Below are 24,402 nucleotides of genomic sequence, written 5' to 3' on the forward strand. Positions count from 1 at the left end.
TTGAAAAGAGAAAATTGCAATCTAATATGAATTATAATGTTTAGGATAAATTTCCATTTGGGGATTTATGGAAGACTTCATATATACAATCTTGTCTAATAGGAAGTGTAAAAGAAAGAAGTGAAAAATATGGATGTAAATGTTGCATTAGAAAAAAGACGAGCGTATCGGTCGCTAACTAACGTCGAAATTTCAGATGAAATAGTAGAAAAATTGGGAAAAGCCGCTCAATTGATGCCCAGCTGTTTCAATAAACAACCTTGGAGATTTGTTTTTGTTAAAGATGATCCTAATTTAAATCGATTAAAGGAAGAAGCATTAAATGAAGGAAACCGATGGGCAAAAGAATCTTCTATGATAATTGCAGTATTCACAAAAAAAGATTTGGATTGTGTGATAAAAGATCGAGAATATTACATGTTTGACACAGGTATGGCCGTTTCCGCGATTTTACTACGAGCAACAGAATTGGATTTGGTCGCTCATCCAATTGCAGGATATTCTCCAGAAAAAGTCAAAGAAATATTAGAAATTCCAGATGAGTATACAGTAATTACCCTCTTAATCATTGGAAAAAAAAATGCAGAAATTCCAGATTATTTTGATGATTGGAAACGTAAAGCTGAAAGTACCCGACCAGAACGATTGAAATTGAAGGAATTTGTTTTTACAAATAAATTCCGATCATAAATTTTTTTAAAGTTATATGATTTGGTGAATAAAAATGCCTAAAAATATATGTGGAAAGTGTCATCATATTTATGACTCTCCGTTAGCTGGAAAATGTCCTAATTGCAATTCACCAACAGGACAAACCTTTGATTTTCAGAACGATGATACTTTTCTTAATGAAAGTATACCTAAAATTTTAGAGGAACGCAAAGAATTTGGATTAGAAGGCCTAGTCAAGGGATTAAATTGTATAATTATTAATACAGAACCGGAAAAACATCGTGCAGCGGTTGAAGAATTGCTGAAATACACGGGTTTTCAATTTAAATACACTTATGAATGGAATCAAGTACTCACAAGTGTATTATCATGCAAAAATTCACCAGATTTATTAATCCAATCCCGAAAGTTAGAAACAAATCCTTTTAGAATCTATAACAATGGAAAAAAGATTCACAATTTGCCCAACACTCGATTAGAGACTTTTGTATTCGCAACTGATCATTTGGATAACTATGTCAAAAAGCAGAAAGCTCGGGGAATATCGTTTTTGACCGATGAGATATTAAACACAAGTAATTACTCCTTTATTCAGAGTAAACCCACACCTTATATGGGAATTTCATATGGTTTTATCGAATGGAAGGATCCAACCCACGATTATTATTCGGATGAAGCCTCAGAACTAAATTGGAATCTCGAAAAACCCTCTCAAAATTATTTGAAAAATATTGGTCGCTTGGATCATACTGCTACTCGTGTACGAGCAAAGGATCGAGATGCTGCGATAATTGAATTTATGAAATATACGAATTATAACTTTGATTTTGCCGTTTATGTAAAACATTTAAATTCAATAACAAGTGTGGCTCGATTGTCCGCAACCGATTTTGCCATGGTATTTACCTCCGGAATCACAGCATTTGAAAATATTACAAAATCAGGACCGACAGAAGGTTTTATTTATAATTATGGTACGCGAACTCATCACATGGCCTTCGATACGACAAATATTGAAGATACTTTCAGTGAATTGCAAAATAACAAGATGGATTTCTTAATTGATTTAGTAGGATCGCGCGAAGAAGGATTAAAGCAGACTTTTTCAGCTCAATCACCGAACACTATGTTGGTGAATGAATATATACACAGGTATGATGATTTCGACGGCTTTTTCACTAAGAGTAATGTTACAGATCTCACAAAATCAACTGAAAAGCAATAAATATCCCAAAAATTTTTTTTACAATTCTTCACTAATTACAATTATCCGAAAGTTCCATGATGTTTTCCCCAATTTTCAGGAGAAATATCCATGAAATTAACATCAATATTCGATTTCAGAAGACCATAGGTAGAAAGAATCTCACAAATCGTTGTTGATAGGGTATTATTCACGGGTAAAGAAAATCCTCCAATGCTGCGAATTTCAATAAAAGCAAAAATTGATGGATTTCCTGCGCGAATCATAGTTTGAGAAGAACGAATTGAAACTGTAACATATTTTTCAGGTTTAGAAAGACCCTTAGCGACTGCTTTTGATAATTCTTGACCTAACAAATTTGGATCAGATATTTCCGCGTTGGTTTCCAAGAGAACTGCTGGCATAAAATAATCAAGGTGCAATCCAATTTTTAATCTTTTTATTGATCAACAACTAAATTATATTCAGCTTCGAAATTTAGAGAGATTAAAATGATAGAAAATAAACCTTGGTTCAAATTTTATGGAGATGTCCCACATTCGATTGATGTTCCGAATATTATTTTATATGATAAACTTGTTTTGACAACAAAAGAATTTCCAAACAATATCGCTTGGGATTTTATGGGAACAACTTATACCTATGCCCAATTTTTAAAAGATATTGATCTTTTTGCAAACGCCTTAGCTGCAATAGGTTTTAAAAAAGGAGATACTATCACAATAAGTATGCCCACCGCACCAAATGGCATCATCCCAATATATGCAGTCAATAAATTAGGTGGAATTTGTTCTATGATTCACCCCTTAAGTCCCTCACCCCAAATTAAGATGTTCCTTAATATGTCCAAAAGTAAATTTGCAATCACTTTAGATGCTTTTTATAAACCGTTTAAGGAAATATTGCATGAAACGGGAGTAGAAAAGCTTATTCTCTGTAAAATTGGGGATTATTTAAAACCAGTTATGAAATTTGGATTTTGGTTAACAAAGGGTCGTAAAATACCCAAAATTCCTGAAGATCCTCGAGTAGTATGGTATAGTAATATGCTTACATCTAATTCACCAATGGTTTCCAAATCAGATATGAAATCCGATGATTTAGCGATCATCTTGTATTCTGGAGGAACAACTGGGGTTCCTAAGGGGATCATGCTTAGTAATAAAAACATGATTGCGGAAGGAATGATGTGTGCGAAATGGGGGAATATTAGTACTGGTGATAAAATCTTAGCAATCCTACCAATTTTTCATGGTTTTGGATTAGGTGTATGTGTAAATGCGGCATTTATGGAAGGGGGGCAAAGTATACTTATTCCAACCTTTACGCCGGAAACAGTCGCTTCTTTGGTCAAGAAAAAAAGACCACAATATTTAATCGGCGTTCCAACATTATTTGAAGCGTTAGCCAATAGTAAAAAGTTTCAGAATACAGATCTATCTTGTTTGAAAGTGTGTTTTTCTGGAGCAGATACACTTCCGCGTCAAGTGAAAGAAAATTTTGAACGAGTTGCTAAACAAGCGGGAGGAAATGTTGTGTTATTAGAAGGATATGGATTAACTGAAGCGGTCACCGCAATAATGGCATCTCCGATTCAAGAATATCGTGAAAACAGTATTGGTGTCCCATTTCCCAACATGGATGCCAAAATATGTAAGTTAGATACCATTGAAGAACAAACTTTAGGAGAAGAAGGGGAAGTCGTATTGAATGGTCCCGCAGTTATGTTGGGTTATTTAGACCATCCTGAGGAAACCGCAAAAGTGCTTAAAAAACATGCAGATGGAAAAATCTGGTTACATACTGGTGACATTGCGACTCAAGATGAAGATGGATTTTTCTATTTTAAATTGCGTCTTAAAAGAATGTTAAAAGTAAGTGGAATCAATGTTTATCCCAAAAATGTGGAAGAAATTCTCCGAAAACATCCTCAAGTTGATTCTGCTTGTGTGATAGGCTTACCAGATAAAAAGCAAATATCAAGAGTTAAAGCTTTTATTGTATTAAAAGAGAATCGTGAGGGAACAGATGAGGACAAAAATTCAATTCGGAAATATTGTCAAGAAAATTTACTAAAATATGAATGTCCTCGGGAAATTGAATTTCGGAAGGATTTACCAACGACATTAGTTGGAAAAATCGCTTTTAAAAAATTAGAAGATGAAGAGATTCAAAAATTGAAGGACACAAATGCCTATCCTTATGATTCATAAAGTCAAATACTTTTTTTCTTGATTAATTTTATTGATTGATGATGAACTTTTTTTAATGATGAATTAATTTTAATGTTCATGTCAACCGAAACATATTCCTTAATCTTAAAAATGCCAAAATATAACAAGTGGGCTAATGATCAAATTCGGAACATGTTAGAAGTCCTCCCCGAAGAGAAATTTGACCAAAATCTAGGTAGTTTATTTGTAAATGACACGAATTTTAAAAATCCAAGCATCCGTTCTCTGATTGAACATTGCATGATGGGGTTTTACTTTACTTCAAACATTATGCAGAAAAAGGAATTTGAACCCGAACGAATCATTAAAAGAATGCACACTTTAAATAAAACACAACTACTTAAAGAATGGGAGCAACTTGATACCAAATACGTAGAATTAATTCCGCAACATTTGAATACTGAAGTTGAATGGAATGAAAAATCAATAAAACTCAATGATGATTTTCTATTTACCTTTCTAAATCACTCTACCCACCATCGAGCACAATTAATGGTTGCAATGCGCATGATTGGTGAAAATGGCTGTGATACTGATTATATGTCTTTTATTCAAAGTTTTTCAGATTAATTTAGTTAAGCAAAAAATAGTTAGAATTGAACCAACACTTTTCCGAAATGTTTTCCTTCACTTAAATATTTTTCAGCGGCTTGAATCTCGTCGATTGGAAATATTGTATCAATAATAGGAGTAAAAGTTCCATTTAACACCAATTTCATCACACTTGAAAATTCATGATGATTACTCATCGTTGACCCATAAATTTGTAATTGTTTCCAGAATATTGGCCGAAGATCTAAATCCACCTTCGGACCAGTAGTGGAACCACAAGTAACTAAACGACCTCCCGTTTTAAGCAATTTTAAACTTGTATTGAAGGTCGCTTGTCCTACACTATCAATTACTAAATCTACTCCATGCTTCCGGGTTATATCTTTAAATATATATTTACTATAATTAGGGGTTTCATGATAATTTATAACGATATCTGCCCCTAGCTCTTTTGCTTTCTCTATCTTTGCTTGGGTACTGGTAGTGACTATCACCTTGGTTTGAAAATATTTGGCAATTTGAATTGCGGCAGTCGCAACACCGCCACTAGCACCTTGAATCAACACATATTCTCCTTGCTGAATATTACCTTGGGTTACTAACATTCGCCAAGCAGTTAAAAAATTTAAAGGGGCTGCAGCAGCTAAATCTAAGGGATAATCATCAGGGATTTTTAAAACATTCTGACTTGGGATTTTGAAATACTCTGCAAAAGTACCAGAAGTATTTTCCCCCAAAATTGAAAATTTACGGCATAAATTTTGTTTTCCAGAAAGACAAAGATCACACAATCCACATCCAACCCCAGGATTCACAAGCACACGATCTCCGGCTTGAAAACGGGTGACATCATCCCCCACTTCTTTAATAATTCCACTTCCATCACTTCCTAAAATATGAGGCATAGGTAAGCGTAATCCAGGCCATCCTGGAATCACAAATAAATCAAGGTGATTTAAACCTCCATATTTGGTTTCAATTAATACTTCAGAAGATGATATTTTAGGAGTAGGGACTTCATCGACTTGGATGTTGTTAAGAGAGCCATGTTCGTTTATGATTGCTGCTTTCATGTAGTTTCACCACAATTAAAAAAAAAATAGAAATATTACTGTTGGGGCCACACTTTTTTAAAGGTACCTTTTTTCATACGGCAAACAGGACATTCTTCTGGGGGTTCTGTGCCATTATGAATATGCCCACATACTTTGCAACGCCATACAATTTGTTCTCGCATTCCTTGACGAGCAGCATCTTCAATATCTTCGGCTCGAAGGCGTGGTAAATCGTCCAAACTCGGCATGATTGGTGTAAAACCTCCCTTCATTAAACTTTTAATTACAACCAAACGCTGAATTTGATTCGTTCCTTCATAAATTTGTAATAGTCTTATATCCCGTAATAATTTTTCAACAGGAAAATATTTTGTATAACCATATCCGCCTAAAATCTGCAAAGCATCATTCGCTACTTCAAATGCAGCTTCCGTCGTGTAAAATTTCGCCATTGAAGCCCATAATGTACAGTCTCGTCCTTCATCGGCTTCCCATGCAGATCGCCAAACCATTAAACGTGAAGTTTCCACTTTTTGAAACATTTCTGCAATCTTGAACTGGATCCCTTCAAACATTCCAATTGGTTTCCCAAATGCTTTACGTTTCATAGCATATTGCATTCCGAATTCCATAGCAGAACGAGCGGCCCCTACTGCAAAAGCCCCGATCATTGGACGTGTATGGGAAAATGTCTTCATTCCCAATTCAAAACCTGGTCCACCTTCTCGAGCTAAAATGTTCTCAGAAGGAACTCGAACATTATCGAATTTTACTGCAACGGTATTTGAACACCTTTGTCCCATTTTAGGAATGTGTTTTTCGACTGATACTCCGTCCCATTTCATATCCACCACCATACCTAATATTCCCTTATGTCGTTCCTTAGGATTGGTGGTTGCAAATATTGAGGCATAATCTGCATATCCTCCATTAGTTACCCAATACTTTGTTCCGTTTAGAATGTAATCTTGTCCATCAGGTGTGGCTTTACAGCGCATTCCAGCAACATCTGACCCCATACCTGTTTCCGAGGTGGCAAAACTAATTAACTTGAAATTATTGATTAATTCTGGAAGATATTTTTCCTTAGCTACTTCATTATCACTTAATATTAAGGGTTCTTCTCCTAAACCATTGTCAAATATGGATGTTGCTAATCCTGGACCGCATGATGCGAATTCTTCAACCATCAGAGAAGTATCCAACATCCCCAAGCCTTGGCCGCCATATTTCTTTGGAATTCCAACATTTGTTAAACCTTCTTCATACGCTCTCTTCAAAATATAAAGAGGCATTTGATCTTTCTCATCAAAATACCACGCTACAGGAAGAATTTCCTTTTGAGCAAATTCACGGGCTTTTTTCTGATAGGCTAATTGTGTTTCTGATAAATCAAAATTGACCATATTTTCTCTCACCAAAGCTCAAAAAAACCAAATTTATTCTTTTGAGATTATTGGATTATGTTTTGATATACTAGCATAAAAGCGTTGTACTTAGCTAAACTAGTTTTTTTTCTTGTATGAATATGAAAATATTAGAGTAGGGTAAAGAATACTTATAACAAAAAAATTAGTAATAGGAATCCATGAAAGTGTCCAAATTACTCAAGGCACTTAGATCTCCTTCCACAGCACGTGAAAACATGTCATCAAGTTTTTCATCTAAGGCAGTAATCTCAACAAAATCATTTTCTTCTCTGATATTAGATTCAAATTTCTCACGTATTTGTTTAGAAACATATAGACTAAACAAATTAAATGAATTTAGATTTCCATCCCAATTGATTATTTCAGTATTAAATTGATCTCGAAATTCTGATAGGATTTGTTTAGCAAATTTTTGAAATTTATTCTTTTCTACCGAATTTTTTAATAACCCTACAACTACTAAACGGTCGGAATAACTTTGATTATCGTCTTCAACGTAGGATTCTAAGCGATCGTCATCACCTTCAAGCGTAAATCGAGCCATTTTCTCATTGAGAGACTCAGCACCAAATGAAAAGATTGCAGAAAGAAAACCACTCAATAATACAGGATTTGACACTTTATCATTAATGATGGTCAACATATTTATCCCTGCTGCGTTCATAATTGAGAAATATTTCAAGTTTAATTTTTTTAAGTTATCCAAGCACAATTCCTTCTTTATATAATCATATACCAGCATTTTTAGTATAATAAACTGGGTTAGACCTCTTTTTATCACCATAGAACTAGCTATTCACAAATGAAATTAACTATCAATTGTAATTATCCGATTTCAAAAAAATGTAAATTGCTCAATCAAAATAAGAGACCATATTGGTTTTTCTATCTTAAATAGTAAAACAAGTGAAAATTGAACTCAAAGATTGAAAATGATACATTTTTATTGTTTCAAATAAAAAAAAAAGAGATTACATTCTCAAAATTATTTCAATTTTCGAGGTATAACTTTGATTTCTTGAGCTAACTTCTTCCCCATCTCAAAACCTTTGTCAAGGTCTTCATAACTTGGAGCACCCTGAAATTCTAAAGGATCCAAAACATCCCACTTCATCTTTTCAATCATAGAATCAAAATCTTTTTGGGCCCCACCAGACCAGCCAAAGGAACCAAATCGGAAGACTTTCTTCTTCCAAGTGTGTTTTTGAGCCAAATGATTCAAGACATCGCGCATCGGAGGATACATTTTATATTCATAGGTAGGCATTCCAAAAATAATTCCTGCAGATTCCCAAGCAGAAGCTAAAATAAAGGAAATATTATCCTGAGGAACACGAAAAACTTCGGTTGAAACTCCTTCAGATGCAACCCCCTGTATTACCGATCGTAGCATAAGCTCTGTATTACCATACATACTTCCCCATATCAGAGTAATTTTTGGTTCTGCATAATCCTTCATATAATTGGCATAGGCAATATATCGATCAATTATTCGTTTTGGGTTACCTCGCCAGACCAATCCATGTGATGGAGCAATAATTTTGATATCTAAACTGGAAACTGCGTCAATTGCTTTGAGAACAAAATTAGAAAAAGGTCCTACGATGTTTGAATAGTATCGTAATGATTCACGTTCATAAAATTTATGATCTTCTTCGCTGGTTTGATCATCAAATAAACAACCCTTTAAGGCACCAAAAGATCCAAAAGCATCACATGAAAATAATGTTCCAGTGCTTGAATCAAAGGTTACCATCGTTTCGGGCCAATGGACATTTGGAGCATCATAAAATGTTAACACTTTACCTCCACCCAAATCCAATGTGTCTCCAGAAGAAACACCTCGCACCTTATCTTTTAATCCATAAAATGCATCCACTAATGGGACTCCCTTCTTAGAGGTGATTATTTCGGCCCCGCCTGCTAACTCATACAATGCTCGAAGATCACCGGTATGATCTGGTTCAAGATGATTTAAAATAAAATAATCAACATCTTTCAAGCTAATTCCTAAAGATTTTAATTCTTCAATTAAATAATTCGAAGCTCCTGCCCAATCACGAACAAGATCAATTATTGCAATTTTTTCCCCTTTAACAACATAAGAGTTAATTGTTACTCCATGTGGAATTGGCCATATTCCTTCAAATAAATCATTTGTTGAAATATTGGCCCCAATCCAATGAACACCATCTGTTATTTTAGTTGCTTTCATATAATCACCAAAAATTCTAAAAAAATATCATAAATTAGTTTTAAATTTAAAGTTCAAAAGGTCTTCTTTCAGGAACACCTTGGGGTTCCTTCCCCGATTCGTAAAACTCCTTTGTTAGATATAAACCACAAAAACAATGCCCAAATTCATCCATATCTGGCCGACAATAGTCACAAGGACATATAATATCTTTATCCAAATTTTTATCCTCATCGGAATCGCGACATGGACAACAATAATACCCATACCGATTTCGATTAGTTGCCAGTCCTTCGTAGAGCATGCCCAAAAATTCCGTATCCCGATTTAACTTCCATCCTTGCTTTTTTGCTACCATTTCAGCAAATTTTTGAGCATCCGCTTTGGTCCATATTTTTTTTGCTTTAGCCATTTCAATCCCTAATTAGATATTAGACCCTAATATTAAAAAAATTTAGAGTAAAGAATTGTAATCGTTTTGCATAAATCCAACAATTGATTTTTCCTGATTTACAACAAGGAAAGGAAAAGCCACTCTTCTTTGAAATTTTTCTTTCAGGTCTCCTTTCAATTTATTTTTCCGTTCGAGCGGTAAACTATCAATGTAGACCCACTTAAATGCAATTTCATTATTCCTTAAGAATTGTAATGCCCGTTTGCAATGCCCACATGTTGAAAGAGCGTATAAGCAAATATCTTTTTCTTTCTTTTTTCCTTCTTCGACAGTTAGTTCGATACCTTCATTCAAATCCATTAATAGTGTCCTCAGTTAAAATCTATTTTCACACCATTTAAAAATTGACATGTAATTACAATGGAGAAAAATATTTCTTGATTATTTGTTATAAGTTAAACCCTCAAGAAAACATGGAATATTTAGACCAAGATATTTTAAAGTCCTTGACAAATGATAAAATAACAAAGAACTGTCGTGAGTTTATGAAAAAATTCCATATCATATCTAAGGAAGATTGTTCGCGGTGCGAAAATCTAAAAAATTGGTTCAAAAATAACAAAATCAAGTATGAAGAATGGTCGATTCAAGACAATGAAGTAAAAAAACGCCTATTGAAAGATCCAAAGTTTCTAAGTTCGTTTTGCGATGAAAATGGTTGTATAGTATTAACCCCAGTTCTGTATCTAGATGAATCGGGCAAATACTACATGAAGCAACTATTTGGAATAGATGGAGTCCGAGGGGAATTTATCAAAAAAATACTCGAGATTTAGAGAAATTATTTTTTTTACGGAATAATAACAAGTTTAAAGATAGGATTAGCTAAAAATGAAAATAATCATCATTGGAAATGGAATTGCTGGACAAACAGTAGCAGATCTTGCTCGAAAGCAAGATCCAAATGCACTTATCGATATTTATTCTAAAGAATTATATCCTTATTACTCAAGAATCTTTCTCCCCCAATATATTGCAAATGAAAAGTCCTTGGACAATCTTATTGTGAGGAATGAAAAGTGGTTTGAAGAGAAAAATATCAATTTACACTTAGGAATTGAGGTTGAAACGATCTTTCCTCAAAAAAAGCAGATAAAACTAAAAAACCAACAGGAATTGGAGAAATATGATAAGTTATTCATTGCAACGGGAAGTAATGCACGATTCTTACCCTTCGATAATCCGTCAGTCGAAGGAATGTTCACTCTTCGAAACATCAAGGATGCAGACGAAATTAAACGTTTTATAGAAAAAAATCGAGTAAAAGATGTTTTAATTATAGGTGGAGGGTTATTGGGAATAGAATTAGGCTATCATTTGCGAGAACTCAATTTAAATGTGTCGATTTGTGAAATTAGTAATTATTTGTTGCCACGTCAACTTGATGAAGGTACTTCTAAATTATTGCAAAAATACTTAGAATCAAAAGGAATCAATATCATTTGTGGGCAGTCTGTCTCTGAAGTCTTAGGAAAAGATCAAGTTGAGGGAATACGATTGAAATCTGGTAAATCAATTAAATTTCAGATGATTTTACAACAAATGGGAATTATTCCAGAAATAAGCATCGCAAAGAATGCAGGGTTAGACACCGAACGAGGAATTTTGGTTAATGAATATCTGCAGACTTCAGATCCAGATATATTGGCCGTGGGAGACTGTGTTCAATTTAATGGATTGATCTGGGGAATAATTCCAGCCAGTATTGAACAAAGTAAAATTGCAGTACAATATGTTTTCGGTCAAAATCCTGAACCTTACTTGGGAACATTTTGGAATACGCGCTTGAAAATTGCGGGACTCAAACTAAGCTGTTTTGGGGAACCTCCAACAGATCAATTGGGAGAAGAACAATTACTGGAAAACATTGATGAAGATTCTTTTATTTGTCGAAAAGTGACCTTGGAAAATAATAAAATTAAAGGCGCCATTTTAATGGGACCGGGCAAAGACTCTTTCTTCTTAAACAATCTTGGAAAAGAAGTTGATAAAGAAGAGTTAAAAAGAAAAATTAATGAATAACCTTTTTTATTTGTTTAAAATTGAATTAATGATCGCTGATAACTCGCGAACAGTATAGGGTTTATGTAATGCGGCAATAAATCCATATTGCTGATAATTACTTAAGATAGGATCATTAGAATAGCCACTTGACACAACTGCTTTAATTGCAGGATCATTTTTTTGTAGTATTTCTACCGCTTCTTTACCACCCATTCCACCAGGTATAGTTAAATCTGTAATTATGAAATCGTAGGGGTTTTCTGTTTTTAGCGCGAATAAATATTTCTCAATAAGAATTTCCCCATCAATTGCTTGATCCACATGAAATCCAAGTTTATTAAGTAATCGCGAGACAGATTTCAGGATTATTAAGTCATCATCGAGTATTAAGACTCTTCCAACAAAATTGTTATTTGAAAAATGAATCTCTTCTGATTTTAAGGGTTTGTCAGAACTAACAGGCAAATTTATGAAAAATGAAGTTCCCTTCTCAACTTCGCTTACAAAATGAATAAAACCATCGTGTTTTTTTAATATGGCAAAAGCAGTCGCGAGTCCCAAACCATTTCCTTTTGATTTAGTTGTGAAATATGGTGAGAATATTTTTTTTTGATTTTCTTGCGGAATTCCACAGCCATGATCAGAGATTTCAATTTCAATAAAATCTCCTGATTTAGCACTTTTTTCATTATTGTTATCAAGATGAACAAGTTTAGCAGTTACTTCGATAATACCACCATTTGGCATGGCATGTTGAGCATTGATGATTAAATTATTTAAAACTTGACTTATTTGACCTGCATCTATATTAACATTAGGAAGATCATCTTCAACATCTAATTCATAAACTGAATTTGACCCTGTCATAACAAAACTTAGAGAGTCCATTAAGAGAGGTTTAATTTTTTGGATTTTCTTTACAGGAGTTCCCCCTTTCGAAAAAGTTAATAACTGTTTGGTTAATCCACTGCCACGTAATACCGCTTTTTCGAGTTGGGATAAAATTTCTACGTGTTCTGCGGGCAAATTATCTTCCAACTGCAGAAGATTAATATTTCCCAATAAACCCATCAAGATATTATTAAAATCATGAGCGATTCCACCAGCCAGCAAAGAAATGGATTCTATCTTTTGATTACGCAGAAGTTCTTCTTCTTGTTTCTGCCGTTCCGTTTCATTTTCTAAAGTTAAATATTGTCCTCCATTTTCAAGATGCATTAGCCTAAATCCAGTATAGATTCTTTCTCCTGATTTTGCAGTAACAAAAAAATGGATTGGTTTTTCAAGAATAAATTTTTTGTTATCAACATGTTCTTTCCATTCATTAGTCACAACTTCTCGATATTCTGGATCTGGATAGGCTTTAGGAAACCAAGCAGTTAAATCAGGAATATCAAATAAATTATAGCCATAAACTTCTAAGAATCTTTTATTTATATATTCGATTTTCCCTTCCTTTGAAATCATCATTATAGGAGTGGGAGACCAATCAGAAATATATTGTAAATGTGATATTTGTGCTTGAATATGAAAGACCATTTTTTGGAAATTTATAATTAATTCTTGAATTTCCCCCGAAGACCGAATTTCAATTTTGTCATCTAAATCTCCTGCAGCAATTTTCTTTGTAATATGTACTAGAGAATTAATTGGTTTTGAAATAGAACGAGATAACATATACAAAAGCATACCAACAATAATCAATAAAAATACGCCCAATCCCGATAAGTATATAATTATTTGGTTTACATCTTCTAAAATAACCGAGGTTGGAACGGAAATATATAATTTCCAATCAATATTGGGATTTCTTAATTGAACGCAATATAAATAGTTTTCAGATTTAGAAGAATCCAAATAGGTTCCTGAAAATGGATTTTCGGAATTACTTTCCAAATTTGATATTAATGAGTTTAATGCACTTTCAGAGTTTTCTTGAGCATATTCTTCGAACTTTCGTCCATAATATGAGGAATTTTGGATTGCAAGAATTATATCAGAGTCTTGTAAAACAAAAGCAGTACACTCATTATCGATCGTAAGTTTGTCAACTAATTCATAGAGTTTATCAAGTGTTATGTCACAGCCAACCATCCCAATCAAAGTTTGATTATAATCATAGACTGGATTTAAAAAGGATACCATCCACACTTTCATAAAATTTTCATCGAAATAAGCATCTTGAATAACAAATTTTTTCTGTTCAATGGGTAAATCATACCATTGTTCCCCCACGCCTACATAATGGGTGGGAGGATGAATATCAGTTTGAATTTTAGAATCGTTTCTATAAGTCACCGTCAAATTTCCTGCATTTTGATAAGCGGCATATATATTGTGGATCTCTGGATATATATTTAATATTTCTTCAAAATAATTGGGAAATAATGTTTCTTGAATATTTCTGATTATAGGATTAAGCGCAACAGATTTTGGAATCATTTCTATTTTAGAAAGTAAACCGTCAAGATTTTCTGCAGAATTTTCCAATTTTTCAGTCATGATCACTTCTTCATCTTCAATACGTAGTGTCCTATAGCGAATCATAAAATCAACATAAGTTAAAGAGAAAATAATCATCACGGGTATAATGCCTAAAAAAACAAATTTCTGGAAAATTGTATATCTACGTGATTTAAACAATTTCAATCTTTTTTTTGCTTTGCTCATATGATCCCTTTGATTATCTAAATTTAGAAATATCCCTAAAAAAATATTAACAAATTTAGCCTTAATAGTTATCGAAGGTCTATTCTTGAGGTTCAGTATGAATAAGACAATGATCTAAATTATTAAAAGCATAATGAAGATCATATTCAAATTTTTCTGCTATATTGTGAGCCATCTCTACGGTTAAAGAAGGTTTAAGAGTAATGGAAACGATGAGAGTGAATTCATTTTTATCTTCAATGATTTTTAAGTCATGAAATCCATGGATCATAGAATTTTGAAGAATTAAAGCGTTCAAAAAGGATCTAACATCATCTCGCTCAATTTGTTCAAATGAATGGGAATGACTTTTTTCCTTTCGTTCAGCAGGTTCTATATGCGATATAACTTGGATTTCTCTCCCTTCGGAAAATTTCTGAAGTCTTTTCAAAATAGATTCTTCAACATTGGTTGCCAACGAATGAGCTTTGACTAAATTTAAATCTGGGGCTAATTTAATGTGATATTGAACGAGAAGGACATTTTTAAACCGATCGATTATAATATTATGAATATTATATTCTTTTTCATCCTGTTTGACATGTTCCCGGATTTCATCGAAATAATTGATGCTCTTTGATGGATCATTAATATTAAATTGAATAAATATATTGCAATCAAACCCTGAACAAGCCTCTGTTATTGTTGATCGGATTTGATTTGAAATCGCATTTCCGTGTAATACCGAATATTGCTCATCTAAACATATTGAAACTGTGGCATCCAAATAGTTACCTGCAGTTTTCAATGCTAATGAATCAATATGATTTACACCATCAATTTCATTGATTTTAATCATAATTTCTTCAACTAAATCATCATTAATCGCATTTGCATCGATTAATTCATTGAAGCTTTGACGTAAAACTTTGATTCCGTCTACAATGGAGATAATAGAGAAAATTCCTGCGATTATTGGATCTAATAGAGCTAATCCAAAAGAAGAAATTATCAAACCAATAATAACAGATATATTGCGATAAAAATCTCCTCTAAAATTCAATCCTTGAGCAATTATTGCTTGATTATTTGTTTTTTTCCCGATAGATACAACTTTTTGGGATACAAAAAAAACTATGACTACAACAACTCCCAAAGAAATAGCAGCAACAAGACTGTTATCTGGTCGATATTCATCAATATTTATTAAAGTTGAAATTGCCTTTACTAAGATAAAGCAATAAAGACCTATAATCATAAATGACTGAATAAATCCAGCCACAGAATTTACTTTATAATGACCAAACATATGTTCATTATCTGCTGGTTTTTTACTCTCTTTAAGAGCTATAAAAGTGATTAAAACTGCAGCAAAATCCATAATTGAATCGGATAATTCTGCAAGGAACGAAATTGAGTTAGTAAAAAAACTTACTGTGATTTTAATTAGAAAAACGGATAATACTAACGATATTGATAATAATGAGACTTGTTTATCTTCTTCCACAATAAAACACCTTTATTAGCAATCACAACAACTATCTTTGCCACTTTTACGGGCTTTGACATCCCATAAACAGCCACAACCTTGCCGTTCTTCCATAATAATTGCCTGAGTTGGACAATTACGTTTGCAAGCACTACATTCAGTGCAAAGATCTACGCGTAAAATCTCATATTTCCCTAAATCATTACGTTCAGGTAATCCAAAAGGACAAACATCATCACACATTCCACAACCGATACATTTGTTAAGATCGATGTAAATTTTCAATCCACTTTTGGGATTTTCAGATTTAATACTTGTTATTTCCATTGAAATTACCTATGTTTTAATTCCGTATGAATAAAAAAAGACCCACCAAAGATAAACCTACGCCTCCAATTAATAATACACGGCTAATTTTTTGATAATTATCATACTGTAGTTCGATTTCATTTGGTCCTGTGTCAAAAGTATAACCACTAAACGACATTGTTGAAAAAATAGATAGCCATAAGACCAAAATAATATTCCAAAGCGGAAAAATAAAAGAACCATGGAAAATCCCACTGAATAGACTAATAATGATGATATTTATGATTCCAAAAAAGAAGCCTTTGAGAATAAAATTCCGAGTAAATGTAGATAATGGATAACCGAAGGTAATTATAGCATTTATTATCAGTACATAAAGTAAAAATTCTCCCAAAAACCACCATGCACGTATGAAAGGAAGAAGACCCATTAGAATAGCAAAAAGAATTAACCGAGAAAGGAAGATTTTCCGATAGAGAAACATGGTATGGGTAATACCGGCTCGAAATCGATGCTTCAATGAAAAATGCGCTCGTTTCATTTTTTCTGGTTTTTTTTTTGGCCCAACTAATTTCAAGTAGTCCTCAGTATCTTTAGCCCAAACAGGACCATAAACAACAGTAAATGGAAATTTAGAATTCTTTTTTGGAAGTTCAGGGATAGCAACGCCGCCTGCTGAAAGCTGAGGCAAAATCAATTTCCGACTATCAGTTACTTGAGAAATGTTTGTAGCTTCAACTGCTTCAATAATTTGTTGATTTCCAAAATCATTCCCTCGAGCAGCACACCACACATTAATTCCTCTTGAATCCACGCAAAGCACCCAAGCATCAGTATGCTTGATTTTTTGCATCAATTTTATGTAAGTATAATCATAATTTGCAGTAACTAAAATAGGAGAAGTTTTATTTGGACTTCCAGACTTATATATTCCTGGTTCAATAGGTACATGATCAACTTGACCAGTTAAGAGACAACGCATAGATCTTAGCCACGCTTCTATCCCTTTAAATGATTTTTGGGGTGGTGTGTAGTATCCCGGTTCGATTTGATCTTTCTTCTGTACTTTTTGCAAATGAAGTAATTGTATTGCTCCGTTTTTCCATGAAATATGGTTCTTTAAGGTAAATCCAATTGGTTTCAGATATTTTGTAAAATTTTTTAATGGATTTGTTGTTGTTTTTGTTCGTTTCATTTTTTTCTTAAAATACCATCGTTCAATATTAAATTTAACCCTTGCAAGTCTTTTTGGAACAAATTCAGCCGCAAGGAACATCTCTCCATCCTTATGAAGTTTTTTCCAAGCATTTCGAAGAAAAATTTGTTGCTCTAAAGGGCGTAATTCCGATAACATAAATGTGCTTACAATTTTTGTATATTTTTCCTCTGTAGACACCTTTTTGATAGGGGTATTGGCAGTCGAATTTTTAGTTAAAGTAATTGAGAGAGGAGATTTAAGGATAAAAGTTGGTTGACTATCAAGTAACGCGCTTTTTTCTAAAGTTAAGGCATTTCCTTGAAAGAATTGTAATTGTAGGTTCTTTTGATCATTCAATTTTTGAGCGGTTTTGATCATCTTAGGGTTGATATCTAAACCCGTTACTTCACATCCTTGACTTGCCATCCGCTTTGCAAGAATTCCGGGACCACATCCTATTTCTAAAATTCTATCGCTCTCATGAATATTTTCAACAATCCTATCTTGAATTAGAATATTTACTCCTTTAGTAAGTGAAGTGAATTTTGCATGATACGTTTCAGGCTCATTTTCCAGCTTTTTCATGTACACGACTGCCATTTTCTTAATGCTCCAAAAATTTGATAATAAAAAACAAAGAAAAAATTATTCTTCCGATTCCCAAAAATGCTTTTTCCTTAAATATTTTCCAAGGAAAACTAAACCAAGCATTATAGGAACTTCCCAAAATAGACCCATTGTTGTACCTAAAGCAGCAATAGATCCAACCCCATACATTGCAACGGCTGTTGCTATTGCAATTTCAAAATGGCTGGAAGAACCGATGATAACTGATATAATGGCTTGACGGTATTTTAACTTGAATAATTTTGTCACCAGCAAATTGTATCCCACAACGATTATAAAACCTAATAATAGCGGAATGGAAACTTGCCAAAGGAGTTCCGGATTTTCAAGCAATACCGTTCCATTTAATGAAAATAGGACCACCAATGTTATGAGTAGTGCGAAAATCGATATTTTCCCTATGATAGGGCGATAAGTATTGTGGAACCAATCTTCTCCCTTAAATTTAATCAATAGTTTCTTAGATACCACACCAAGTATTAAAGGTAAACCTATAAAAACTAACACAGAAATGATCAAAAGCCCTCTATCAATTTGTATATTTTGAATACCAGTTAAAAGTGCTACTACGGGACCATATAGAAATATGATGGTTACTGTATTCAAGCTTGTATTTACAACATTTTGTTCTTGATTACCTTCTGCCATCGATCCCCAAACTAAGACCATAGCAGTACATGGGCTTGAACTCAACAATATTACGGCCACAATCAATTGAGGTTGGTCTCTTACAAAAATCCACGCAAGTAAAGCGCCCACCAATGGTGCAACGATCCAATTTGATAAAAGGGTCAAAAAAATGGGTTTTGGATTGTTCTTGAGTTTTTTTAACTCGGAAACTTGTAAGTTTAGCATCGCTGGATACATCATTAAAAAAAGACATACTCCAATAGGGATGGAAATTCCCCTTATAGCCCATGAATTTAATGTTTCTCCAATTCCCGGAATAGTTACTGAAAGTAAAATCCCTACGAGAATACATAAAGCAACCCAGATTGCAAGAAATTTTTCAAAAAAGCTAATTTTTTTTCCTTCTGCTTGTTCTACCATACGTGTCACTTTCTAATTGTATAATTATTGAAAAAGAATGTCAAATAAAAAATTTTTTATCTGTATTTGTAAATATGAATATGTAAAGATTTTTTTTTATGTATTACCTATCTAATTTGATTATGGTTTCTGAATCAAGGGAAGAAAAAATCGTTGAAACGTTAGCTAGTTGTGAATCCTTCGGTGATCCTCAACAATATTACAATAATTTAGTGGAATTAAAAAAGCAATTTTATCAAAATCCTCGAAATATTCAGCTCATTTCACTGTTAGAATCCTTTGGAAATAAAGAACGATTTTTGATTTTAGATATGCTTAAATCCAAAGATCGCTGCGTGTGCGAATTGGAAGCGATTTTACAAAAATCCCAACCGGCAATATCGCACCATTTAAGAATATTGGAATCAAGTAACTTGATTCAAGCGCGGAAAGTCGGTAAATTTAGCCATTACTCACTGGTTCATTCCCAATTTGAAAAATTCCAAAATTCATGGCGTGAATGGGTGGCAGATATCTCAAATTGGATGGGAGCTTTCGATTAACTCTTTTCATCTGAGACAAGAATTTTATTATTAATTGAGTAATTTTAGTTATGAAACTCATACAATTCCTTTATAATTGTAGATTTATCCTTATTCCTTAAAATAAAATGATGCCTATGACGATAAGAAAAATTAAGGAGATTACGAAAAGCCAACAAACGATGGAAGGAGCGGGAGTGCGATTAAAACGAGCATTTGGTAACACTTCTCCAGAGAAATATGATCCATTTTTATTATTGGATGATTTTCATTCCGATAATCCTAATGATTATATTAAGGGATTTCCTTCACACCCTCATCGAGGAATTGAGACTATCACCTATATGATTCACGGAGAAATGAAGCATAAAGATAGCATGGGAAACGGAGGAATAATTAAATCAGGAGATGTTCAATGGATGACCGCCGGGAATGGGATCGTGCATTCCGAAATGCCATGTCAAGAAGATGGGTTGATGTGGGGATTCCAGCTATGGGCAAATTTACCATCAACTCACAAAATGATGGATCCCAGGTATCGTGATATTCAAGAGTGTGATATGAAAACATTGGAAACGGATGCCTTTTTTGTAAAAGTTATCTGTGGAGAATACCAAGGGTTGAAAGGTCCGGTTCAAGATATTATCACACAACCTTCGTATTTTGATATTACTGTCAACCCAAATTCAGAATTTAGGTATGAACTCAATGAAAAATTCACGATTTTTGCTTATATCTTGGAAGGAGAAGGTCTTTTTTCAGATGAGTCAGAAGAGCAATTTGGAAAAGATCACCTAATTCTTTGGGATCAAGGAACTGAAGTTAAAATTCGAACAAAGGAAAATTCTGTAAGATTCTTACTCATTAGTGGCAAACCGATAAATGAGCCTATTGCGTGGTATGGTCCAATAGTAATGAACACGGATGATGAACTTGCCATTGCTTTCAAAGAATATCGGGAGGGAACATTCCTAAAGCATAAAAAGTAAATATCCCCTTGCATAACAGAATAATAATCTAATTGATATTTGTTTAATTTTTTCATGGATTTAGTCATTAGAAGATATAAAAAAAATAAAAAATCTTATTCTTCTTCTGGAGCTTCGAACAGATCTTCTAAGGCTTCACGATCTTCATCCGTGATTGAAGGATTTCTTTTCTTCCTATCACTTTCCTCAACAATAATAGTTTTAGTCTTTTGGATATGACTTTTTTTCTTAACTGGAGGAACCTTCCCTTTCTTTTTATATGGTTCGAGCTCATTTTCAGAATTTAACTGAAAATCTACATTACAAGTTTTACAAAACAGACTTTGAGTTCGGGGTTTTGGTAACAAAATAGAACCGCAAGACTCACAAAATCTAAATTTTTTCCCGCTAGAAAGCGCACTATTTATTCTCGATGCTTTACTCGGTTTCTTCAAATCCGATGCCATATCTAAGACCTCATATTTTAATTATTGTAAATGATTACTTGATATTAATAGATATCAACTATATAAATACTTCGAATCTAATTTCTTATATCTAATAAATAGGGTTTATCGAATTTTATCGGCAGAAAAAGAAAAGTGGCGTTATCTCCCCTAAAATAGGTCAAAATTAAGTAAAAATATTACAATAGAAAGAAAAAAATTATTCCCTAAAAAAAATGAATTCAGAGATACATATTATATCAACCAAAAATTTTTTAGTTTCAATAAAATTTGAACATGTTCGTACATAGTTATTAATCTCTCTGGATAATAGTACAACTGATAATCATGCAAACGATTAATGCTTTTGATGCCCCTGAAATGAAAAATCCTCATAAGGTAAGTGCTAGAAAATTACTCGATTTCAAACATGCTCTGGTGATAATGCTCGATATTAAACCCCATGAAACATTACTTCCACATATCACCCCCGTGGATGTGTTTTTTTATATTTTAGATGGGGAAGGGGAAGTTAAAATTGGAGAAGAAGTTGAACAAGTAAAAAAAGATGATATTGTTTTTAGTCCAGCGAAAATTGTCCATCTTTTAAGAAACAATCACGATGAAGCCAATTTCCGAGTGTTAGTGGTTAAAACACCTAAGCCAACTTCAGAAACTAAGTTGTTATAATAGATCTCCTAGGAGATTTCAACTATTTTTTTTCTAAAATTCTCCATATTTGCTTGATGGTTTATGATAGAAGCAGTCTCCTTCCCGCTTTGATAAGCTTCAATTGCGTATCTATATTCACCCCGTTTAACGTAATAATCACCAAGAGAGTCAAAAACGAACATCAAACACCGATAATCATTAATGCGAGTTGAAATTGATATTGCTTCTTCATAATGCTTCAGGGCTAAACTTGATTTATTTGATAAGACATAGAGATTTCCTAAACCCCAATGAGTATAGGCAACACCAAATATGAAATTTATTTCTTGCCGTAAATCGAGGGCTTGTTTCATAAATCCAGTAGCCTTTTCAATTTTACTTTGCTTTAGAGCCAAGTTCGAAAGATGACGAAAAGCATAGGATTTTCGAAGTTTTGATCCTAATCTACAACTTTCTTTATAGAAATATTCTGCTTCCTCGAAATTTTGCGAAAACTCATAAATTAAACCTCGATGGAATAATGTCTCCGAAAGAATTTCATTCAAATGTAAGGTTTCTTGAACTTTTAGACTTTTTTCTATCCAAACAATAGATTCTTCAAAATTCCTTTCTGGTTTTTTGAAAGCATCAAAATAATGGGCAAAACCAATATAATCCAATATTATAGCATGTAATGAGAAAATAATTTGGTCATTACTATTTGATATTTTAGGATGCTGAGTTTGAAACTGTAATAGGAGATCTAAAGCAGACTTTAATTTTAAAATTGAAAATTCTATTGGTTGATAATTTCGGATGTTAATCACTAGCAATTTACCATATTCCAAAAGAAATTTAACACGATCTAAAGGATGGATTAATGAGATGAGAAAAAGATTTTCATTTTGGGAAAATAATTTTAATGCATCAAGTAGATGACCTTGATAGTAGAGATTTTGAGTTTTTTTAAGAAAATTTGTTAATTTTGGACTAGTGCTATAATTTTGTGAAGATTTTAGTTCAATTTCATCAAAAGAATCCATGAATATTTTTTGAATACATCACTTTTTATTTTTCTTCTGAAAATAATTATTTGCTAAATTTCGGGAAATTCTGCGTATCATTTCAGATAATGATGTAGGTGATATATTTAAGGATTTTGCAAAGATAGATAACGAAGATCTCCTAGGAATTTCGTAATAGCCCCCTTTAAGTAAAACTTGCAGAACATTCTCTTGTTTTGTTGTTAAAACTGGTTTAGAATTATAGTGTCGTATATATTCAATAGAATATGCCATTAGTTGGTCTTCAAACTTCATAAATAGATTATCTATCTTACTTCGTTCTGCGATTAATTTAATATTAATAATTCCATTTTTTATTCTAATAGGATAGTGAAGAATTAAATCTGATTGGATAATAGCCTTCAAAAACCAAGGATTCTTCATTTTAACGTTAAAAAGTAAATAATTTGCAGATTTATGGAGAAATACATATTGATTGGAATCATAATACTTCTCAAATTCTTCAAAAAAGATGTGATTTCTCATACCCTTAACTTGCATTAAGCAATTGCCTTTATTACTTGCTAAGGGAAGAAGAGAAAGAATGTAGAAGTTAAGATCTGAAAACTTACAGCTAAAATTATACAACCATTTCTTATCTGGAATAGAAAAAGAGAAAGAAGTTTGAACAATATCATTTTCCATTTGAAAAACTTAATGTTTATTCATTTAAAAGAATACCGCACCTATAAGGGTAAACTGTTATCTTCAACCAAAATTTAGTTGTTTTGATTCTTATGATATTTCAAGCACATTTACATGTTTTAGAACCTGCAAAAATGATTCCTGTTTTTTTAGTCTGGATCCTTGCAATGGCAATTTCTTTGATTCTGCTATTTACCAAAAAACTCACTAAACTCTTATCAATAGCAATTTTAACAGTATCTTTTATTGTCACTGGGTTAATTTTCGGTGCAATGCCAAACCCTGTTTTTCCAATTCAGAATATCGCAGTTGGGATAAACATGAACGCACCCTTACAACAACTTCTACCATTAGCTGTTATCCTATTGGTGTTAATTGTCACCACAATTTTATTTGGACGCATATTTTGCAGTTATGCATGCCCATTGGGAGCCATCCAAGAAATAATGTCAAAAATCCAATTTAAAACAAGTTTAAAAGCTCAAAAAAAAGAAAAAACTATTCCATTGAACTCCAAAATTGCCAGTTATATTCGCTTAGGTTATTTTATTCTGTTTATTGGAGCAGGAATTATTTGGGGAGCATCAGTTATACAATATTTAAATATTTTTATTGGATTGCAGATTTTTGCAAATCCCTTATTCCCTATGATTGTAATACCGGCAGTTTTGCTCGGTATCATAATTATTACAAGTATATTAGTATATCGTCCTTGGTGCCGACTTTTTTGCCCCTTTGGCACAATTGCAGGATTTACAAGCAGATTTAGTAAATTTGTCCTATGTAGAACGGAGGATTGCACTGATTGTGGGTTATGTGAAAAAATTTGTCCTACTCAAGAAGCTGAGCTTGATTCTAAGAAGGGTGAATGCTATCTTTGCAACCGTTGTGTAGAAATTTGCCCTCAAAATGCAATTGTCTATAAAACAAAATAAATCGGTACTAAAAGATCTTTTTTCCTTTATTTCCTTGTGGAGAGAGTTTTA

The 24,402-nt window shown here is 33.0% G+C and carries 25 protein-coding genes; 10 read left to right on the top strand and 15 right to left on the bottom strand.

What is annotated here, in order from left to right:
- Positions 1-129: 129 nt before the first annotated feature.
- Both NEF87_RS01605 and NEF87_RS01610 read left to right on the top strand, forming a co-directional pair.
- Positions 130-690 carry a nitroreductase family protein gene (locus NEF87_RS01605; protein ID WP_457918346.1) on the top strand — a complete coding sequence of 187 codons (561 nt, stop codon included), beginning with the start codon at positions 130-132 and terminating at the stop codon, positions 688-690.
- Between the two features lie 34 nt (positions 691-724).
- The gene (locus NEF87_RS01610; protein ID WP_457918347.1) at positions 725-1,897 is read left to right on the top strand and encodes a hypothetical protein; all 1,173 of its coding nucleotides are present in this window, start codon (positions 725-727) and stop codon (positions 1,895-1,897) included.
- A 41-nt stretch (positions 1,898-1,938) separates the two neighbouring features.
- On the opposite strand, the gene NEF87_RS01615 is transcribed toward NEF87_RS01610, so the two are convergent.
- Positions 1,939-2,280 carry a phenylpyruvate tautomerase MIF-related protein gene (locus NEF87_RS01615; protein WP_371804636.1) on the bottom strand — a complete coding sequence of 114 codons (342 nt, stop codon included), beginning with the start codon at positions 2,278-2,280 and terminating at the stop codon, positions 1,939-1,941.
- 87 nt (positions 2,281-2,367) lie between these two features.
- Between NEF87_RS01615 and NEF87_RS01620 the strand changes: the two genes are divergently transcribed.
- Both NEF87_RS01620 and NEF87_RS01625 read left to right on the top strand, forming a co-directional pair.
- Positions 2,368-4,089: an AMP-binding protein gene (locus NEF87_RS01620; RefSeq protein ID WP_457918348.1), complete on the top strand. Its 1,722-nt coding sequence runs from the start codon at positions 2,368-2,370 to the stop codon at positions 4,087-4,089.
- A 78-nt stretch (positions 4,090-4,167) separates the two neighbouring features.
- Positions 4,168-4,680, top strand: a complete 513-nt coding sequence (locus tag NEF87_RS01625) for a DinB family protein (protein WP_457918349.1) — start codon at positions 4,168-4,170, stop codon at positions 4,678-4,680.
- A 20-nt stretch (positions 4,681-4,700) separates the two neighbouring features.
- Here NEF87_RS01625 and NEF87_RS01630 read toward each other — a convergent pair whose 3' ends face one another.
- From NEF87_RS01630 to NEF87_RS01655, 6 genes are all read right to left on the bottom strand, one after another.
- Positions 4,701-5,735 (bottom strand): zinc-binding dehydrogenase, encoded by a 1,035-nt coding sequence (locus tag NEF87_RS01630; RefSeq protein WP_371804640.1) that lies wholly within the window; start codon positions 5,733-5,735, stop codon positions 4,701-4,703.
- 35 nt (positions 5,736-5,770) lie between these two features.
- Positions 5,771-7,123: an acyl-CoA dehydrogenase family protein gene (locus NEF87_RS01635; RefSeq protein ID WP_457918350.1), complete on the bottom strand. Its 1,353-nt coding sequence runs from the start codon at positions 7,121-7,123 to the stop codon at positions 5,771-5,773.
- Between the two features lie 166 nt (positions 7,124-7,289).
- The gene (locus NEF87_RS01640) at positions 7,290-7,931 is read right to left on the bottom strand and encodes a hypothetical protein (RefSeq protein WP_457918351.1); all 642 of its coding nucleotides are present in this window, start codon (positions 7,929-7,931) and stop codon (positions 7,290-7,292) included.
- A 201-nt stretch (positions 7,932-8,132) separates the two neighbouring features.
- A complete protein-coding gene (locus NEF87_RS01645; protein WP_457918352.1) occupies positions 8,133-9,362 on the bottom strand; it encodes an FprA family A-type flavoprotein in 1,230 nt (409 codons plus the stop codon).
- Between the two features lie 46 nt (positions 9,363-9,408).
- The gene (locus tag NEF87_RS01650; RefSeq protein WP_371804644.1) at positions 9,409-9,753 is read right to left on the bottom strand and encodes a ferredoxin-thioredoxin reductase catalytic domain-containing protein; all 345 of its coding nucleotides are present in this window, start codon (positions 9,751-9,753) and stop codon (positions 9,409-9,411) included.
- 42 nt (positions 9,754-9,795) lie between these two features.
- The gene (locus NEF87_RS01655) at positions 9,796-10,095 is read right to left on the bottom strand and encodes a glutaredoxin family protein (RefSeq protein ID WP_371804645.1); all 300 of its coding nucleotides are present in this window, start codon (positions 10,093-10,095) and stop codon (positions 9,796-9,798) included.
- Between the two features lie 77 nt (positions 10,096-10,172).
- Here NEF87_RS01655 and NEF87_RS01660 point away from each other — a divergent pair, with 77 nt between their 5' ends.
- Positions 10,173-10,571, top strand: a complete 399-nt coding sequence (locus tag NEF87_RS01660) for a hypothetical protein (protein ID WP_457918353.1) — start codon at positions 10,173-10,175, stop codon at positions 10,569-10,571.
- A 55-nt stretch (positions 10,572-10,626) separates the two neighbouring features.
- On the top strand, positions 10,627-11,817 hold the full coding sequence (locus NEF87_RS01665) for an NAD(P)/FAD-dependent oxidoreductase (RefSeq protein WP_457918354.1): 1,191 nt from the start codon (positions 10,627-10,629) through the stop codon (positions 11,815-11,817).
- Positions 11,818-11,823: 6 nt separating this feature from the next.
- On the opposite strand, the gene NEF87_RS01670 is transcribed toward NEF87_RS01665, so the two are convergent.
- The 5 genes from NEF87_RS01670 to arsB all read right to left on the bottom strand — a co-directional run bounded on the left by NEF87_RS01670 (position 11,824) and on the right by arsB (position 19,121).
- On the bottom strand, positions 11,824-14,469 hold the full coding sequence (locus tag NEF87_RS01670; RefSeq protein ID WP_457918355.1) for an ATP-binding protein: 2,646 nt from the start codon (positions 14,467-14,469) through the stop codon (positions 11,824-11,826).
- Positions 14,470-14,548: 79 nt separating this feature from the next.
- Positions 14,549-15,955 (bottom strand): cation diffusion facilitator family transporter, encoded by a 1,407-nt coding sequence (locus NEF87_RS01675; RefSeq protein ID WP_457918356.1) that lies wholly within the window; start codon positions 15,953-15,955, stop codon positions 14,549-14,551.
- A gap of 15 nt (positions 15,956-15,970) precedes the next feature.
- A complete protein-coding gene (locus NEF87_RS01680) occupies positions 15,971-16,264 on the bottom strand; it encodes an ATP-binding protein (protein ID WP_457918357.1) in 294 nt (97 codons plus the stop codon).
- A 16-nt stretch (positions 16,265-16,280) separates the two neighbouring features.
- On the bottom strand, positions 16,281-18,044 hold the full coding sequence (locus NEF87_RS01685; protein WP_457918358.1) for a methyltransferase domain-containing protein: 1,764 nt from the start codon (positions 18,042-18,044) through the stop codon (positions 16,281-16,283).
- Between the two features lie 45 nt (positions 18,045-18,089).
- Positions 18,090-19,121 carry an ACR3 family arsenite efflux transporter gene (gene arsB / locus NEF87_RS01690; protein ID WP_457918359.1) on the bottom strand — a complete coding sequence of 344 codons (1,032 nt, stop codon included), beginning with the start codon at positions 19,119-19,121 and terminating at the stop codon, positions 18,090-18,092.
- A gap of 122 nt (positions 19,122-19,243) precedes the next feature.
- Here arsB and NEF87_RS01695 point away from each other — a divergent pair, with 122 nt between their 5' ends.
- Positions 19,244-19,663 (top strand): ArsR/SmtB family transcription factor, encoded by a 420-nt coding sequence (locus NEF87_RS01695; RefSeq protein ID WP_457918360.1) that lies wholly within the window; start codon positions 19,244-19,246, stop codon positions 19,661-19,663.
- A gap of 116 nt (positions 19,664-19,779) precedes the next feature.
- Positions 19,780-20,631, top strand: a complete 852-nt coding sequence (locus NEF87_RS01700; RefSeq protein WP_457918361.1) for a pirin family protein — start codon at positions 19,780-19,782, stop codon at positions 20,629-20,631.
- A 95-nt stretch (positions 20,632-20,726) separates the two neighbouring features.
- On the opposite strand, the gene NEF87_RS01705 is transcribed toward NEF87_RS01700, so the two are convergent.
- Complete coding sequence (locus NEF87_RS01705; protein WP_457918362.1) at positions 20,727-21,077, bottom strand: hypothetical protein; 351 nt, start codon at positions 21,075-21,077, stop codon at positions 20,727-20,729.
- Between the two features lie 327 nt (positions 21,078-21,404).
- Here NEF87_RS01705 and NEF87_RS01710 point away from each other — a divergent pair, with 327 nt between their 5' ends.
- Positions 21,405-21,746, top strand: a complete 342-nt coding sequence (locus tag NEF87_RS01710) for a cupin domain-containing protein (protein WP_457918363.1) — start codon at positions 21,405-21,407, stop codon at positions 21,744-21,746.
- 8 nt (positions 21,747-21,754) lie between these two features.
- On the opposite strand, the gene NEF87_RS01715 is transcribed toward NEF87_RS01710, so the two are convergent.
- Both NEF87_RS01715 and NEF87_RS01720 read right to left on the bottom strand, forming a co-directional pair.
- Positions 21,755-22,750: a tetratricopeptide repeat protein gene (locus tag NEF87_RS01715; RefSeq protein ID WP_457918364.1), complete on the bottom strand. Its 996-nt coding sequence runs from the start codon at positions 22,748-22,750 to the stop codon at positions 21,755-21,757.
- 18 nt (positions 22,751-22,768) lie between these two features.
- Complete coding sequence (locus NEF87_RS01720) at positions 22,769-23,416, bottom strand: helix-turn-helix domain-containing protein (RefSeq protein ID WP_457918365.1); 648 nt, start codon at positions 23,414-23,416, stop codon at positions 22,769-22,771.
- Positions 23,417-23,508: 92 nt separating this feature from the next.
- Between NEF87_RS01720 and NEF87_RS01725 the strand changes: the two genes are divergently transcribed.
- Entirely contained in the window at positions 23,509-24,351 is an 843-nt protein-coding gene (locus tag NEF87_RS01725; protein ID WP_457918366.1) for a 4Fe-4S binding protein, read from the top strand.
- The last annotated feature ends 51 nt before the right edge of the window (positions 24,352-24,402 follow it).

The organism is Candidatus Lokiarchaeum ossiferum (genome assembly GCA_025839675.1).
GTDB classification, from domain to species: domain Archaea; phylum Asgardarchaeota; class Lokiarchaeia; order Sigyniarchaeales; family Promethearchaeaceae; genus Lokiarchaeum; species Lokiarchaeum ossiferum.